The following is a 16,042-nucleotide window of genomic DNA, read 5'->3' as shown; positions in this document are numbered from 1 at the left end:
CCGAGCGCCACCGCCCCGCCTCCCCACCTCCAGGTCACCGGAGACCTCCCCCGTCCAGGAGCGCCCGAGGGCGGGGTCGGAATACGATGGCGCCATGACTTCCCGCCCTCCCTCCACCGCGCGCAGGCGCGTCCCGTACTCCGGCCTCTGGCTCGACGGGTTCAGCCTGACGGCCGTCGCCGGCGGGGCGCTGCTCGCGGGGGGACAGGGCTGGCACAAGGACGGCGGCGGCGCCACGCCCCGGACCTCGGCGGGCGCGGCGCTCTGGGACACCGCGCGGGAGGAGTGGTTGGAGGTGTCTCCCCTTCCCGAGCCCCGTCAGGACCACGCCGCGGTGGCGCTGCCGGACGGCCGCGTGCTGCTCATCGGCGGACGGGACAACCCGCGCCCGGAGCTGGACAGCACCCTCTTCTGGGAGCCGGACACCCGGCGCTTCGTTCCAGGTCCGACGCTGCGGGCGGCGCGCTCGAACCCCGTCGCGCACGTGCTGCCGGACGGCACCGTGGTGGTGCTGGGCGCGGACCATGACGATGACCTGGAGCGGGGAACGCGCGCGGAATGGCTGCGCCCCGGCGCCACGGCGTGGGAGCCCGCGGGCCAGACGGTCCGCATCTTCCACACCGGCCCCGTGTGCGTGAGCGGTGAGCGCATCGTCATCGCCGGTGGACGTGACAACGGCTTCGGCTTCGCCGTCATCGAAGGCCAGCATCTGGCGCCTCCGCTCAACGTGAGCACCGAAGTCTTCGAGCCCTCGGGCCGGACGTGGAGGACCGCGCCCCATCCGCTCACCGAGGAGCGGGACGAGGCCGCCGGCGTCACCCTGTCCGATGGACGCATCCTCGTCGTGGGCGGCTGGAACCACGGCACCGTGCTCACGAGCGCCGAGCTCTTCGACCCGCGCACCGAGCAGTGGACCGCGACGGGGGCGCTCGGGCTGGCCCGCTCCAGCTTCACGCTCACCGCGCTCCCGGAGGGACGGGCCGTGGTGTCCGGTGGGCTGCGCTCGGACCCCTACGGTGAAGCCACCGACGTGGAGGTGTGGAGTCCGGACACCGGGAGCTGGAGCCCCGGGATGCCGCTCGCCGTCGGCCGCGCCGGGCACCTGGTCGTCCCGCTGGGCGACGGCGCGTACCTGGTCGCGGGCACCACGCGCGTCGCGCCCGATGGCTCGCTGGAGACCACCTCCGAAATCTGGCGGCCCTGAAGGCCGTCCCTCTTTTCCTCAGCCCACACCCCGACGGAGACAGCATGGACAACCCGGAGCTGGCCCGCATCCCAGGCGTCAATCCCCACGTGCCCGACGCCGCCCGCATCTACGACTACACCCTGGGAGGCACCCACCACTTCGAGGTGGACCGACAGGCCGCGGAGTTCATGTTCTCGCTGGTGCCCTCCACCCGGAAGTGGCTGCGCATGCTGCGCGGCTGCCTGCGCTCCGCCGCCCAGCGCCTGTCCTCGGACGGCTTCCACCACTGGGTGGACTTCGCGTCCGGCCTGCCCACGAGCGACCACGTCCACTCCGTGCTGCCCCAGGCCAAGGTGCTCTACACCGACATCAACCCGCTCACCATCTCCACCGGCAAGCACCTGCTCGGGGACAATCCGAACACGCGCTACATGGAGTGCGACATCCGCTCCGCGGGCGACTTCCTGCGCCGCCCCGACGTGCAGGCCTTCCTGGACGGAGAGCGCCGCGTGGCCTTCGGCGCCAACGGCATCACCGTGTTCCTCTCCTCGGAGGAGAACCGGAAGTTCTTCAAGGATTTGTATGACTGGGCCGCGCCCGGCTCGAAGCTCTTCGCGACCTTCGAGACGAAGGCCCCCGGGTTGAGCACGCCGAAGTGGGAGCAGTTCGTCGGCATGTTCCAGAAGATGGGCGAGTCCTTCCAGCTCTACTCGCTGCGCGAGTACCTGGACCTGTGCGGCCCCTGGACGCCCGGCCCCGGCGGGGTGATGACGGTGCGGGAGTTCCTGGGCCTGCCGCTGAACCACATCACCGAGGAGGACCGCGAGGGCGTCGGCATCGAGTTCTACGCGGTCATCCTCGAGAAGCGCTGAGCCCGCGCGACACCTGGGGGAGCAGGCCGGCGAGCAGGCCCTCCTCCGGGGGTGGCATCCCCCTGGGAGTCGACAGGGCCATCGCTCGGCTGCTGACGGGGCGACCACCCGATGCACTGCAGTGCCGACTGCCTCACCACCGCTGAGTGCCTACCGTGTCGAGCAGGCAACGACTCGCGACGTGAGGAGGAAACATGTTCCAGAACAGAAGGCGTCAGGTGCTGACAGGTGTGGTGTTGGGAACGGCCCTGGTGCTCGGCGGATGCAGCTCATCGCGCTCCGCGAGCAAGCAGCAGGTCGATGAATCCTGGATGGCTCGGGTGCCCGAGTCGCAGCTGGGCGACGTGCGCAACGCCCAGGCGGAGCGGCTCAAGGCCCAGGACGAGGTGAAGCGCGCGGAGGTCGCCGTGAAGGATGCGGAGCGCGCGGCCCAGGTCGCCGAGCGCAATGAAGAAGCCGCGAAGCTCTCCACGGAGGCGAACAAGACGGCCGTCGAGGCCGCGCAGGCGACCGGCCGGGCGTCCAACATCTCGCAAGCCCAGGCCGAGCTGAAGACCATGGAGACCAGGCAGGCGGCCGCTCACGCCCAGCTCCTGTGGCGTCAGCGCGCCATTGAAACGCAGAAGGCCCGCAGGGACTTGCGCCAGCGCGAGCTGGAGCTGGCCGACGCACGCCTGCGTCAGACCGAGCTGGTGGCGCTGCGCAACAGCGACGACGTGCGCGCCAAGGAGCTGTCGGAGGCCGAGTTCACCAGCGCGGTGGCCAACGCCCAGCGCAACACGGAGGAGGCGCAGCGCCAGGTGGATGAGCGCCTTCGCGTCGAGCGCCAGGCCCGCTCCGACTGGGAGAAGCTGAACGGCGAGGCCCGCGGCTACGGCGGCAGCGGCAACTCCGACGAGGAGTGATGCGGGACAGGGGCCTTCCGGCCGGCCGCCACTATCTGGGCGGCGGCCGGAAGACGTACTGGAAGACGGGCTCGTCCTGGCCGGGTGGGTACTGCGCGTCCAGGAAGGCGAAGTACGCGTGGCCCGCGATGAAGGGGTCCCCCAGGCTGTCGTAGAGCACGCTCACCTGCGTGGCCTTCCCGGAGGCGTCCACCTGGACGCCGAGCTTGAGGTTGCCCTTGAGCTCCGGCACCTCCTTGAGGCGCTCCATGTAGAGCGCCACCAGGCCCAATGACACCCGGCTGTAGATTTTGTCCGACGCACCCTTGGCCGGTGTCGCGGGCAGGCGGAAGCGCCGCACCAGCTCCGCCGTCTCGCCTTCCGCCTCCGGCACCTTCCGCTCCGGGGCCGCGAGCGCCGCGCGGTAGGACACCAGCGCGTCCTTCCAGCGCTCCTGCTTCATGCACAGGCGGGCCCGGCGCACGTGGATGTCGGAGCGCTCCGGCGCCCGCTCGGACGCCTTCACCAGGAAACCCTCGCTGGCGGCGGCCTCCGCGCGCGCCTCGGTCAGCTCCGCCAGTCGCAAGAGCGGCTCCGGGTCCTTCAGCTCCACGTCGATGAGGCGGACCAGGGCCTTCTCCTCGTCCGCGGGGCGCGACAGCTCCGCGTAGACGCGGGCGAGCAGCGCCAGGGCTCCAGGCTCCGCGCCCCCCAGTTCCACATAACGCTCCAGCGAGCGGGCGGCCTTGTCCTTCTCGGACGCGGCGAACCACAGGTCCGCCTGGAGCCGGTGGGCCTCCCTGTCCGCGGGCTTGAGGGCGACCAGCTTCTCTCCCGCCGACGCCGCCGCGCGCACGTCCTTGGCCGCCTGGGCCAGCGAGGCCAGCTTGCGCAGCGCCTCGGGTTGCTCCGGCCACGCGTCCACGGAGCGCGACAGCTCCGCGCGCGCCTCTGCCTCCCGGCCGGGCTTCGCCGCCAGCAGCAGCCCCAGCGCGGTGCGCACCTGGGGCGCGTCCAGCCTGGACAGCGACTCGCGCAGGCGCGCCTCCGCCTCCGCGGGCTTGCCCTCCGCCTGGAGCAGCAGCGCCTCGCCCCACAGCGCGGGCGCGAAGTCGGGCGACGTCCGCTTCGCGGCGGCCAGCGGCCCCTTCGCCTCCGACAAGAGGCCCCAGCGGATGTAGATGAGCCCCATGCCCAGGTGCGGCCAGGGGTTCTCCGGCTCCAGCGTGGACAGGGCCTTCAGCTCGTTCCAGCAGGTGTCCGCCGGGAAGGTGAGCCACGCCCGGTAGACGCGCGGCATCAAGTCCCGGGGCCGCGTCCGCCCCTGCTCTTCCAACTCACTGTCGAGCACGCGCAGCGTCCCGCGCACCCGGGCTGTCTCCACCTTGCGCAGCATGCCCATGACCTCATCGGCGGCGGGCTGGGTGCTCTTCGCGCTGGCCGCGCTGGCCGGAGCGGCCAGGACCAGGGACAGCAGCAGCAACACGCGCGGCGGGAGCAGGGACACCATGGAGTCGCGCGGAAGATACCAGACGCCCACTCGTCCGCCTTCGCGGTCTTCTGGACCCCAGGGCCACGCCTGTTCCCAGGGGGACCAGGGGACCTGCCGGGCTACCGGACCGCCGAGCTTGGGCCTCGTGCTTCGCCCCCCACCGCGCGCCGGGTTTCACCCCCTGGCGCGCGGCGGCGCAGGCCCGAGCCGCCCCTGGCGCATGAGGCCAGGAGCGGTTCGTCACGACGGACGACTCAGCCGATCTCCACCTTGCAGGTGGCGCTGCAGCCGTCGTTGCTGTTCGTGTTGCCGTCGTCGCACTCCTCGTTGGCCGGAGCCTCCGACTGCGTCTTGCCATCGCCGCAGCGCGGGCCGAGCACGCAGCCGGGCGCGCACTGGCCGTAGCCACCGGCGTTGATGATGTCGTCGCACTCCTCGCCCGTGTCCACCTCGCCGTTGCCGCACGTGGCGGCGCAGACGGTGCGCTTGGTCTCGAAGTTGTTGAGCGTCAGCCGGTAGGACGACGCCGACGTGTGGCGCTCGGCCTGGAACACAACGACCTCGTAGATGCCGCCCACCGTGAGACCGAGCGTGGCGGCCTGGTTCGCCACCCGGACCTCGCCGTTCTCGGCGCCATGGACGCCGCCCAGGTCCAGCGCGAGCGTGCCGTTGATGAACACCCACACGTCGTCATCGCCGCGGAAGTTCAGCACCTCGGTGCCCTTGTACTGGAACCAGTAGCGCACCTCGCTGGTGAAACTGAAGTTCTGCGCCCGCTGGGGCTGCCCGTTGTCCATGCGCAGGTTCTCCAGGCCCGCGGCCACCCAGCTGTCCGGATGGTCGTTCAACGGGAAGAACCGCCCCTGGTCGAACTCGTACGAGCCATTGGTCTGGCGCACCATGTCCAGCGTGCCGACGACGGTCTTGGTGTAGCCCGGGGTGTCCGTGTACCACTGGTGGAAGGCCGCCGCGCCATGCGTGGTGCCGGAGGTGACGCCCGTCTTGGCGTACTCGGGCTTGCCACCCGGGTAGGACTTGCCCTCGAGCGTCGTGGCCAGCTTCGTCTTCACGATGCCCTTCTCGGCCCCGTTGCCATTCTCGAAGTCGATGTGGCCGCGCGGAGTCGAGCCCTGCGCCTGCAGGTCATACCCGCGGAAGTCGCGGAAGACGGCGGGCAGCGCGATGGTCGTGGGCGGCTCCGTCTGGATGACCTGGCAGATGTAGCCCGACTCCAGCTTGCACGTGGAGGAACAGCCGTCGTTCGAGCGGGCGTTGCCGTCGTCACACTGCTCGGAGGTGTCGTTGGGCAGGATGATGCCGTCGCCGCAGGTGGCCTGGCACACGCCGTTGGCGCAGCGCGGCTCGCGCTTGCACGTGGGCGAGCAGCCGTCGCCCATGTCCTTGTTGCCGTCGTCGCACTCCTCGGTGCCCTCGATGATGGTGTCACCGCACGTCGTCTTCGAGCAGGACGCGCCCACCGTGGGGCACTTCCAGCCCTCCTCGAGCTTGCACGTCGGCGAGCAGCCGTCGTTGGGGGCGACGTTGCCGTCCTCGCACTCCTCCTCGCCCACCCGGAAGCCGTCGTTGCACTTGGCGGCGTGGCACCGGCCGCCGACCGCGGGGCAGTTCCAGCCCGGCTCGATGGTGCACGTCGCGCTGCAGCCGTCGTTGGACAGCACGTTGCGGTCATCACACTGCTCGGGGGCCTCCACCTTGCCGTTGCCGCAGCCGAACAGCTTGACGCAGGCCTGACCGGGGACCTCGCACGCCCAGCCCTCTTCGAGGGTGCACGTCGCGGTGCAGCCGTCGCCGCTCACCTTGTTGCTGTCGTCGCACGCCTCCCCCGTCTCGCGGGTGCCGTTACCACAGGGGTCCGAGGTACAGGGGCCGCCGTCACAAAGGACCGGGCCGCCATCACCGTCGGGGGTGCCGCCACCACCGTCGGGTTTGCCATCACTGCCACCGCCTCCACAGGAGGATGCGATTATCGAGAAGAGAAGAGAGGCGAGTACGAGACTCGCGAGCCGCGTTCCAACAGGGGGGACGGTCGCCATGGACACCGATGCTGGAAGTGCACGCGGTGCGTGTCAACGCGGTTGCGCATCTGCCCTCCCGCACCCCCCGTGAAAATGCAGAAATCGCGAAGATGTGAAGGGAGAGCGGACTGAATCACCTGTTTTCGTGTCTCAAACCCACATCCCCATCCATGGCGCGCGTGTCGGGCCACGACTCGGCTGCCCTGGCCGGCATGCCAGGGGGCCTGTCTCAATCGGTGTCTCAGCGCGCGGCGTTGCGCAGGTATTGCGCGTAGAAGTGGACGGCCTGTGCGTAGGCCGTCACGGAGATTCGCTCGTCCTTGCCGTGGATGCGCGCCAGGTCCTCGCGCTGCAGGTGCACGGGGAAGAAGCGGTAGACGTTGTCGCTCAGCCCCACGAAGTGCCGCGAGTCGGTGGCGGCCACGTTGAGGTACGGCGACACGAGGACGTCGGGAAACACCTGGCGCAGCGAGCGCTCCAGCTCGCGCCAGGATTCGGAAGTGGTGGGGGACACCGGCGAGGGCTCGCTCTGGAAGTCCAGCGTGCCCACCTCCACGCGCGCGTCATCCACCGCGGCCTTCACGTGCGCCAGCACGCTGTCCACGCTGTCGCCCGGGAGGATGCGGAAGTTCACCACCGCGCGGGCGCTCGGCGGCAGGACGTTGTCCTTCACGCCGCCCTGGAAGACGGTGACGGCCGTCGTCGTGCGCACCGCCGCGTTGGTGGTGGGCTTGGAGGTGAGCTGGGAGACGACGAGCGGCTCGGTGAGCCAGAGGTTGGCGAAGAGCAGCCGCATGCCGAAGGGCATCTCCGGCCCCACGCGGGTGAACAGCTCGCGGCTGCCGCCCTGGAGCCGCGTGGACATGGGCGCGGCCTCCAGCCTCGACACGGCGGAAGCCAACACGCCCACCGCGGTGCTGGGCGGCGGCATGGACGAGTGGCCCCCCTCCCCCTTCACCGTCAGCACCACGCTGACGAAGCCCTTCTCCGACGTGCCCACCAGCGCCACCGGCTGGCTCACGCCGGGCAGCGCGCCGGACATGATGACGCCGCCCTCGTCCAGCACCGACTCCAGCCGGACGCCGCGCTCCTGGAGCCGCTTCGCGATGACCACCGCGCCCGCCTGGCCCCCCACCTCCTCGTCCGCGCCGAACGCGAGCAGCACCGTGCGCCGGGGCTTCTCCCCCGCCGCCAGCAGCGCCTCCACCGCCTCCAGCTGGGCCAGCACGCTCCCCTTGTCGTCCAGCGCGCCACGCCCCCAGATGAACCCGTCCGCCACCACGCCGTCGAACGGGGGATGGGCCCACGCGGCCTCCGTGCCGGGCGGCACCGGCACCACGTCCAGGTGCCCCAGCAGCATCAGCGGCCGAAGCGAGGCGTCCGTGCCCTGCCACGTGTAGAGCACCGAGTGCGTCCCCACCGCCTCGCGCTTCAGCTCGGCATGGACGCGCGGGAAGTGCTCTCGCAGGTAGGCATGCAGGGCCTCGAACGCCGCGTCGTCCGCGGGAGTGCCCTCCGACGCGGCCACCGTCTTCAACCGCAGCGCCCCCGACAGGCGCGAGGCCAGGGCTTGCGCGTCCACCGTCAGCGCCGTCGCCGGCTCCGGTGCGACCTGACGGGAGCGGAACGTGAGCGTTCGGACGACCAGCACCACGGCGAGGACACTGACCCCAAGGGCCACGGACAGGAGGAGTCGTTTCATGAGCGGGTGCGCCCAACCTAGCAAAGGAGCTACCGGGCGACCTGGGAACGTCCACTCCCTGGCCTTCGCTTTCTCAGGATATGAGACGAGGCCGAACCCTTGTCCTGGGGCAATCACATGCAGTATTGCTACACAATTCCAGCACAAGGAATGTCAGGCTTCCCCGTATAATCGGTAGCTTGGTCCATGAGGTGCGCAGGTGAAGACTCGACACGCGGCGCAGTGGCGGTTCGTCCTGGCGGTGGGAGTGGGGACGCTGCTCGGGGGATGCGGCAAGAGTGACGAGGGCCCTGGCCTTCCGGCGGAGCCGTCCGCGGTGGAGGCGCAGGCAGCGGATTCCCAGGCGCTGGTGACGTGGACGCCTCCGACGAGCGACGGGGGCCACCCGCTCCTGTACTACGTGGTGCGCTGCCAGCCCGCGTGCGGCGGCGCCATCGTCAGTGCGGGCGAGCGCCAGGCCACGGTGATGGGCCTCAACAATGGCTTCGAGTACCTGTTCAAGGTCTCCGCGGTGAATGCCCGGGGCGAGGGCACCGCCTCCGTCCCGTCCGTTCCGGTGATGCCGATGCCGGGCATGTCCATCAGCAATCCCACGGTGCCCGGGCAGCCGCGCTCCGTGCGGGCGACGGCGGGCAACGGGCAGGCCTACGTCAGCTGGCTGCAGCCGGCGAGCTACGGGGGCCGCGCGCTCACGAAGTACATCGTCACCGCCGAGCCCGGGGGCAGGTCCGTCACGGTGGACGCGCCCGCCGCGAGCGTGAGCATCCCGGACCTGACCAACGACAGGCCGCACGTCTTCACGGTGAGGGCCGTCAACGAGGTGGGCGAGGGCCCCACGGCGATGGCTGGCCCGGTGACGCCGCGCCCCGGTGGTGCGCCGGCGAGCTGGGTGTCGGGCTACTACGTGGGCTACCAGCGCGACATGCTGAAGCCGGCGGATGTGGACTTCAGCGGGCTGACCCACATCGTGGTGGGCCGCGTGCGCCCCCGGTACGACGGGACGCTGTTCACGGACTTCGACGTCACCGCCTACGAAGGGCCCATCATCGCCAAGGCGCTGTCGGCGGGGGCCCGGCTGGCGGGGAAGAAGTCCCTGCTGATGGTGGGCGGCTTCGGTGAGCATGACGGCTTCGTGCTGGCGTCCACGGGGGAGAGCCGCATCGTCTTCGTGAAGGAGCTCATCCGGGCGATGGAGGAGCTGGGCTACGACGGGCTGGACCTGGACTGGGAGCCCATCAACCTGCCGCCCGCGGGCAACGACGGGGAGCTGCTCATCGCGCTGATTGACGAGCTGCGCGCGGCCCGCCCGGACATCATCATCACCGTGCCAGTGAACTGGCTGAACTCCAACTTCGGGATGCCGGAGGTGGAGGAGAAGTTCATGGCCCGGCTCGCGGAGCGCGTCGACCAGCTCAACATCATGTCCTACAAGATGAGCGGCCACTGGGGCGGCTGGGAGAGCTGGCACTCCAGTCCCCTCAAGGACGAAGCGCCGAACCGCCCCACCTCCGTCGCCTACTCCGTGGAGGGCTACCTGAAGGCGGGCGTGCCGCGCGGCCGGCTGGGCGTGGGCATCGGGTTCTTCGGCACCTGCTGGCAGGGCGTGACGGAGCCTCGCACGCCGCTGGACGGCCGCCCCGACGTCCTCGAGGGCCAGAGCGACAACGCGATGAGCTACGCCAACATCATGAAGAACTACTACCCGTCGGCGGAGCGGCACTGGGACGAGAAGGCCGCCTCTCCCTACCTCTCGTCCCCTTCCGTGAATGGCCCGGGCCACTGCAACTACATCTCCTACGAGGATGGCCAGTCCGTCTTCGCCAAGGGCCAGTGGGCGCGCTCGCAGGGCCTGGGTGGCACCATCATCTGGACCATCAACCAGGGACACCGGGATGGCGAGCCCGCGGGCAAGCGGCACGAGCTGCTCATGGACGTGAAGCGCGCGTTCCTGGACCCCTGAAAAAGCGAGGGGGGCACGAAGCGGCGGCTGGCCGTGCTTCGCGCCCCCCGGAGTGTCACCGGACGAAGTCGCTCAGGGCTGCGACTTCGTCTGCGCGGCGGCGGGCACCGGGAAGCCGCGCTTGCGCATCAGCGCGTTGATGCCGGCGTCGCGCCCTCGGAAGCCGCGGTAGCCCTCCGCCGGGTCCACGGTGTTGCCCACGGAGAAGACGCTCTTGCGCAGCTTCTCCGCCACCGCCTTGTCGTACGCGCCCTTGCCCTCGGTGAAGCCCTCGAAGGCGTCCGCCGTCAGGGTGTCGGACCACAGGTAGCTGTAGTAGCCCGCCGAGTAGCCGTCGCTCGCGAAGACGTGGCCGAACTGCGGCGTGCGGTGGCGCATGACGATTTCCTTGGGCATGCCCAGCGCCTTGAGCGTGTCGCGCTCGAAGGCATCCGCGTCGATGCTCACGTCGCCCGCCAGGTGCAGCTTCATGTCCACCAGCGCGGAGGACAGGTACTCCACCGTGCCGAAGCCCTGGTTGAACGTCGCGGCCTTCTCGATTCGCGCCACCAGCGCCTGGGGGATGGGCTTGCCCGTCTGGTGGTGCAGCGCGAAGGTGTTGAGGACCTCGGGCGTGGACAGCCAGTGCTCCAGGAGCTGCGAGGGGAACTCCACGTAGTCGCGCGCCACGCTGGTGCCGGACAGCGACGGATAGGACACCGACGAGCTGAGGCCGTGCAGCGCGTGGCCGAACTCGTGGAACAGCGTGCTCGCGTCCTCCCAGGAGATGAGCACCGCCTCGCCCGGCGTTCCCTTCACGAAGTTGGAGTTGTTGGAGACGATGGTCGTCACCTCCCCCTTGAACCGCTCCTGGTTGCGGTACGCGTTCATCCACGCGCCGGAGCGCTTGCCCGGGCGCGCGTACGGGTCGAAGTACCACAGGCCCACGTGACGGCCGGTGGCCTGGTCCTTCACCTCCCAGACGCGGACATCCGGGTGGTAGACGGGCACGTCCGTCACCGGCGTGAAGGCGAAGCCGAACAGCTCACCGGCCACCCAGAACATGCCCTCGCGCAACTTCTCCAGCTGGAGGTAGGGCTTCACCTCGTTCTGGTCCAGGTCGTACTTCGCCTTGCGGACCTTCTCCGCGTAGAAGCGGTAGTCCCACGGCTCGATTTTCAGCTTCGCGCGCTCCTTGTCGGCCACCTTCTGCATGTCGGCGACCTCCTCGCGGACGCGGGCCACGGCGGGCTTCCACACCGCCTCCATCAGCTCCATGGCGCGCTCGGGCGTGCGGGCCATGGCGTTCTCCAGGCGCCAGTGCGCGTGCGTGGCGTAGCCCAGGAGCTTCGCGCGCTCGGCGCGCAGCTTGAGGACCTCCGAGATGATGGCGTTGTTGTCGCGCGCGTCCCCGTTGTCGCCCCGGTTGACGTAGTTGCGCCAGACCTTCTCGCGCAAGTCACGGCGCGACGAGTAGGTCAGGAACGGCTCCATGGAGGAGCGCGTGTTGGTGATGATCCACTTGCCCTTCTGGCCCCGCGCCTCGGCCGCGGCGGCGGCGCCCGCGCGCACGGAATCCGGCAGGCCCGCCAGGTCCGCCTCGGACTCCAGGACGACGGTGTAGCCCTCCTCGTCACCGAGCACGTGCTGGCTGAAGGACGTGTAGAGCGACGCGAGGCGCTGGTTGATGGCGCCCAGCCGCGCCTTCGCCGCCGCGTCCAGCTTCGCGCCGGAGCGCACGAAGCGCGTGTAGTGCAGCCACGCCAGGCGCTGCTGCTCGGGCGTCAGCTTCGCCTTGTCGGGGGACTGGTAGACGGCTTCGATGCGGCGGAAGAGGCCCTCGTTCTGCGTGACTTCGTCCTCGAAGGCGGCGAAGCGGGGCGCCATCTCCCGCTCCACGGCCTGGAACTCCGGGCTGCTCAAGGACGAGCCCCAGATGCCGTAGAGCGTCTCCACGTTGGCGTACGTGCGGCCCGCGTTCTCCAGCGCGGCCAGCGTGTTCTCGAAGTCGGGCGCGGCGGGGTTGCTCGCGATGGCGGCCAGCTCCCGGCGGTACTCGTCCATCGCCGCCGATATCGCGGGCTTGAAGTCGTCCACCTTCACCTGGGCGAAGGGAGGCACGCCGCCGTGCGGGCCGGACCACTTCGCCAGCAGGGGAAGCTGGGGGGCCACCGGCGCGGCGGCCTCGCTGGAGGAGGCTGGCGCGGCGACTTCGGGGCGGGCCTCCGGGGACGTCGTCGCACAGCCGGAGGAGACGAGCGCGGCCACACCCGCGCTGGCGAAGAAGAGGTTACGCATGAAAAGTGGTTCTCCCGACGAAAAGGGGTGTGCACCAAAGCACGGAATCGGGGCGCCCAACACGTTCCGGAGGCCGCGTCTTCCCGGCCGCGGACAGACGCCCCGCCGCCCGGGTGAGGGGGGCCTTGAAGCGGGCTAGAGCATCCGGCGACCCGGTCGGGCGACTCACGCCCCCCTCGTCGTCGGGAGCGCCCCATGCGGAACGTGACAGGAAGACGCCAGTCCAGGGCGAGGACCTCGCTGCCAGCACTGGTCGCCCTCCTGCTCGTCGCCTCCCCCGCCTGGGGCTCTGACTGGAAATGGGAGTTCACCGCCCCCACCCCCTTCTTCCTGGACCGCAGCTACGTCTTCGGCTCGCCCAGCCACATCCGCCGCGTGGGAGCCCCGTACTCCCCCGCGCCGCTGCTGTTCGAGGCGCAGGTCGCCCCCAACCTCTTCTTTCCCCAGCTCCACACGGGCCACTTCCGGCACAAGGCGGGCGAGTGGTTCCTGTCGGCGGTGCTCACGCCGTCCATCCATCTGCGGCTGCTCAACACGCCCAGCGCTCCCGTCATCCCGCCGTCCTACATCCCCAAGGCCACGTTCCAGGTGGCGCACCTGCGCATGCTGCCGGGCCCGAAGGGGAACGTCCGCTCACGGCGGGGCCTGATGCTCGCGGCCAACCTCATCGTGGGCCACTACTCGAATGGCCAGGACGGGTGCTTCTTCTCGAATCAGGCGAGGGAGAACGGCGCCTGCACGCCCCCGTCCGAGCAAGGAGAGCTCCCGCTCAACGAGCTGACCGGCAGCTTCTCCACCAACTTCCTGCGCGGAGAGCTGCACGCCCTGGGCGCCTTGACGGTGGACCCGGACCTGGACAGCGCCTGGCTCGTGGGCGGCGGCAGCTTCCTGGAGCTGAACACGGCCGTCGGCCCCGGCGGCATCGCCAACTACCAGCGGCGCGTCTACGGCGACGGCAACTGGGGGATGAGCGTGGTGGGCGAGCGCCTCTGGAATCAGCACCGATTCCAGTTGGAGCTGGCCCTGTCAGCCCCCTTCGGAGAGACGCCCCACCGACGCGCCACGGTGAGCGCCGAGGCCACCGCGCTGCCGTACTGGGGCGCGGGCTTCGGCATCTTCGCGCGCTACGTGCACGGCCAGGACTACTACAACATCCTCTTCCTGGAGCGGGTGAACCTCTGGCAGTTCGGGCTGGTGTTCGAGCTGTCGCCAGGCGCCCGGCTGAAAGTCACGGACGGAGAGAAGGACCAGGACAAGCGGCGCCCCCCGGGCTTCCGCTGAGGAACCGGGCGCTGGGGTGTGTCATCCTCCGCCCGCCCATGAACGCACCGAGCACGCTGCAGGAACGCATCCAGAACGCCGGCCTGCTGGCCAAGGTCGTCCCCGTCGAGGAGGCGGTGAAGCACGTCACCGACGGCTGCACGGTGGCCATCAGCGGCTTCACCAAGTCGGGGGAGCCCAAGACGTTCTTCCCCGCGCTGGCCTCGCATCTGGCGAAGACGGCGCCGGACACGCGCATCACCCTGCTGTCGGGCGCCTCGCTCTCCGAGGACGTGGAGGGGCCCATGGCGCCCTTCATCGGCAAGCGCGGGCCCTACATGTCCTCGTCCGCGTCGCGCCGTCGCATCCACGCCGGGGAGATGGACTTCACGGACGTCCACCTGTCGGCCTTCGCGCGCAACCTGATGTACGGCTTCTACGGCGACATCGACGTGGCGGTGGTGGAGGTGTCGCGCATCCGGCCCAACGGCAGCGTCATCCTCGGCTCGTCGGTGGGCGTCAGCGCGGAGGCGCTCGCGAAGGCGAAGAAGATCATCCTGGAGGTGAACACCTCCGTGCCGGACTACACGGGGTTCCACGACATCGTGCTGCCCACGGTGCACCCGCACGTGGGCTGGCCGCTGCCGCTGCTCAACGTGAGGGACCGCATCGGCAATCCCTACGTGGAGATTGACGTGAGCAAGGTGGTCGCGGTGGTGGAGTCGCGGACGCCGGACCACCCGGTGCCCTTCAAGGCGGCGAACGCGACGGACAAGCGGATTGCGCAGAACGTGGTGGAGTTCCTGCTGCGCTGCCGTGAGCAGTTCCAGTGGGGCAAGCGCATGCCGCCCATCCAGTCCGGCGTGGGCAACGTGGCCAACGCCATCATCGGCGAGCTGTACGCGTCCCCCTTCCAGAAGATTCGATTCTGGACCGAGGTCTTCCAGGACGGAATGCTGCGCTACGTGGAGGACGACGCGAAGTTCGAGTACGCGTCCGCCACGGCGGTGTCCTTCTCCGCGGACGGGCGAGCGAAGTTCCAGCAGATGTTCGAGCGGTGCCGGGAGCGGCTGGTGCTGCGGCCGATGTGGCTGTCGAACAGCCCCGAAATCATCTCCCGGCTGTTCGTCATCGCGATGAACACGCCCATCGAGGTGGACATCTACGGGCACGTCAATTCGACGCACATCGACGGCTCGCGCATCGTCAACGGACTGGGAGGCTCCGGAGACTTCTTCCGCAATGCGTACCTCAGCATCGTGCACACGCCCTCCGTGAGGAAGCTGAAGGACGGCCGGACGGTGAGCTGTGTCATGCCGTACGTGCGGCACATCGACCACACGGAGCACGACATCAAGTGCGTCGTCACCGAGCACGGCTACGCGCTCAACATGGACATCCGCTCGCCGAGGCGGCGGGCCATGGACATCATCGACCAGTGCGCGCATCCGCACTTCAGGCCGCTCCTGCACGCGTACCTGGACATGGCGGGACCGGGCGATGAGCCCCGGACCTCGGACATGAAGGTGCTGGATGCGTGGTGGCGTGACTACGACGCCCTCTGCCGTGACTTCCCGGGGGAGTCCGAGGCGGAATGACGAAGCGGGACGACCCAAGGCCTCGTCCATTGGAGCGGCCAGAGGACGGCGAGCGCAATGGACGCGAGCCGTGTCCGCCCGAAGTGGCGGAGAAGCTTCGCGAGCTGGACCGGCTGCGCAGGAGTGGCCGGTACACGACGGCGCTCGCGCTGGCCCGCTCGCTCGCGCAGGCGCATCCGAAGCTGGGGCGCGTGCTGCTGGAGCTGGCGATGACGCTCGGCATCTGGGGGAGTTCGCCCGCAGAGGCGCTGCCCTGGTTCGAGCGCGTCCTGGAGCTGGCACCTGGACACCGGACGACCCGCCTGCACCGGGCGCTGTGCCTGGCCCGGCTCGGTCGCCATGAGGAGGCCGTCGCGGACTTCGATGCGCTGGTGGACGGCGGCTATCGCAAGGCGCTCGTGCTGCACATGAAGCGCGCCGAGTCCCTGGAGGCGCTGGGCCGGGACGCCCAGGCCGAGCAGGACTGGACGCTCGCGCTCACGGAGGACCCGGACAACCCCTGGCTGCTCCAGCAGCGGGCCACCGTCCGCGCCCGCCTGGGAAGGCACGCCGAGGCCATCCAGGACCTCACGGCCGCGCTCGCCCTGCAGCAGGGAGAAGGCATCGACCCCGAGCTGCTTCATGAGCGGGGCGTGCTGCGCGCCCGGCTCGGAGAGGTCGACGGCGCGCGCGCGGACTTCCAGGCGGGACTGTCATCTCTGCGCCGGGGAGACCCGGACACGCTGCCGGCCGCGCTGCGTTCGGCGCTCGACGCGCTCGCCGCGACCTGACGGGG

Annotated in this window: 11 protein-coding genes; 7 read left to right on the top strand and 4 right to left on the bottom strand. The window is 70.0% G+C overall.

All coding sequences use genetic code 11. The annotated features are described in order from the left end of the window. Positions 1 to 94: 94 nt before the first annotated feature. From LZ199_RS37945 to LZ199_RS37935, 3 genes are all read left to right on the top strand, one after another. Entirely contained in the window at positions 95 to 1,204 is a 1,110-nt protein-coding gene (locus LZ199_RS37945; RefSeq protein ID WP_253998679.1) for a Kelch repeat-containing protein, read from the top strand. A gap of 44 nt (positions 1,205 to 1,248) precedes the next feature. Further along, complete coding sequence (locus LZ199_RS37940) at positions 1,249 to 2,058, top strand: SAM-dependent methyltransferase (RefSeq protein ID WP_253998678.1); 810 nt, start codon at positions 1,249 to 1,251, stop codon at positions 2,056 to 2,058. Positions 2,059 to 2,252: 194 nt separating this feature from the next. Beyond that, entirely contained in the window at positions 2,253 to 2,963 is a 711-nt protein-coding gene (locus LZ199_RS37935; protein ID WP_253998677.1) for a hypothetical protein, read from the top strand. A 31-nt stretch (positions 2,964 to 2,994) separates the two neighbouring features. On the opposite strand, the gene LZ199_RS37930 is transcribed toward LZ199_RS37935, so the two are convergent. The 3 genes from LZ199_RS37930 to LZ199_RS37920 form a co-directional block, all read right to left on the bottom strand. Beyond that, the gene (locus tag LZ199_RS37930) at positions 2,995 to 4,482 is read right to left on the bottom strand and encodes a hypothetical protein (protein ID WP_253998676.1); all 1,488 of its coding nucleotides are present in this window, start codon (positions 4,480 to 4,482) and stop codon (positions 2,995 to 2,997) included. Between the two features lie 206 nt (positions 4,483 to 4,688). Next, on the bottom strand, positions 4,689 to 6,488 hold the full coding sequence (locus LZ199_RS37925) for a DUF4215 domain-containing protein (RefSeq protein WP_253998675.1): 1,800 nt from the start codon (positions 6,486 to 6,488) through the stop codon (positions 4,689 to 4,691). A 223-nt stretch (positions 6,489 to 6,711) separates the two neighbouring features. Beyond that, positions 6,712 to 8,172 (bottom strand): M20 family peptidase, encoded by a 1,461-nt coding sequence (locus LZ199_RS37920; RefSeq protein WP_253998674.1) that lies wholly within the window; start codon positions 8,170 to 8,172, stop codon positions 6,712 to 6,714. Positions 8,173 to 8,371: 199 nt separating this feature from the next. Here LZ199_RS37920 and LZ199_RS37915 point away from each other — a divergent pair, with 199 nt between their 5' ends. After that, positions 8,372 to 10,132 (top strand): glycosyl hydrolase family 18 protein, encoded by a 1,761-nt coding sequence (locus LZ199_RS37915; protein WP_253998673.1) that lies wholly within the window; start codon positions 8,372 to 8,374, stop codon positions 10,130 to 10,132. A gap of 72 nt (positions 10,133 to 10,204) precedes the next feature. Here LZ199_RS37915 and LZ199_RS37910 read toward each other — a convergent pair whose 3' ends face one another. Then, positions 10,205 to 12,409 (bottom strand): M3 family metallopeptidase, encoded by a 2,205-nt coding sequence (locus tag LZ199_RS37910; protein WP_253998672.1) that lies wholly within the window; start codon positions 12,407 to 12,409, stop codon positions 10,205 to 10,207. A gap of 195 nt (positions 12,410 to 12,604) precedes the next feature. Here LZ199_RS37910 and LZ199_RS37905 point away from each other — a divergent pair, with 195 nt between their 5' ends. From LZ199_RS37905 to LZ199_RS37895, 3 genes are read left to right on the top strand one after another with little or no spacing between them, the layout of a single operon-like run. Beyond that, positions 12,605 to 13,690 carry a hypothetical protein gene (locus tag LZ199_RS37905; RefSeq protein WP_253998671.1) on the top strand — a complete coding sequence of 362 codons (1,086 nt, stop codon included), beginning with the start codon at positions 12,605 to 12,607 and terminating at the stop codon, positions 13,688 to 13,690. Positions 13,691 to 13,728: 38 nt separating this feature from the next. Further along, complete coding sequence (locus LZ199_RS37900; protein ID WP_253998670.1) at positions 13,729 to 15,267, top strand: acetyl-CoA hydrolase/transferase C-terminal domain-containing protein; 1,539 nt, start codon at positions 13,729 to 13,731, stop codon at positions 15,265 to 15,267. Beyond that, positions 15,264 to 16,037: a tetratricopeptide repeat protein gene (locus LZ199_RS37895; RefSeq protein ID WP_253998669.1), complete on the top strand. Its 774-nt coding sequence runs from the start codon at positions 15,264 to 15,266 to the stop codon at positions 16,035 to 16,037. The genes LZ199_RS37900 and LZ199_RS37895 overlap by 4 nt, the downstream gene beginning before the upstream one ends. The last annotated feature ends 5 nt before the right edge of the window (positions 16,038 to 16,042 follow it).

The sequence above is a fragment of the Myxococcus qinghaiensis genome (assembly GCF_024198215.1).
Lineage (GTDB): Bacteria > Myxococcota > Myxococcia > Myxococcales > Myxococcaceae > Myxococcus > Myxococcus qinghaiensis.
Note: the sequence above shows the minus strand (reverse complement) of the source record. Positions and strands in the feature narration are given on the sequence as shown.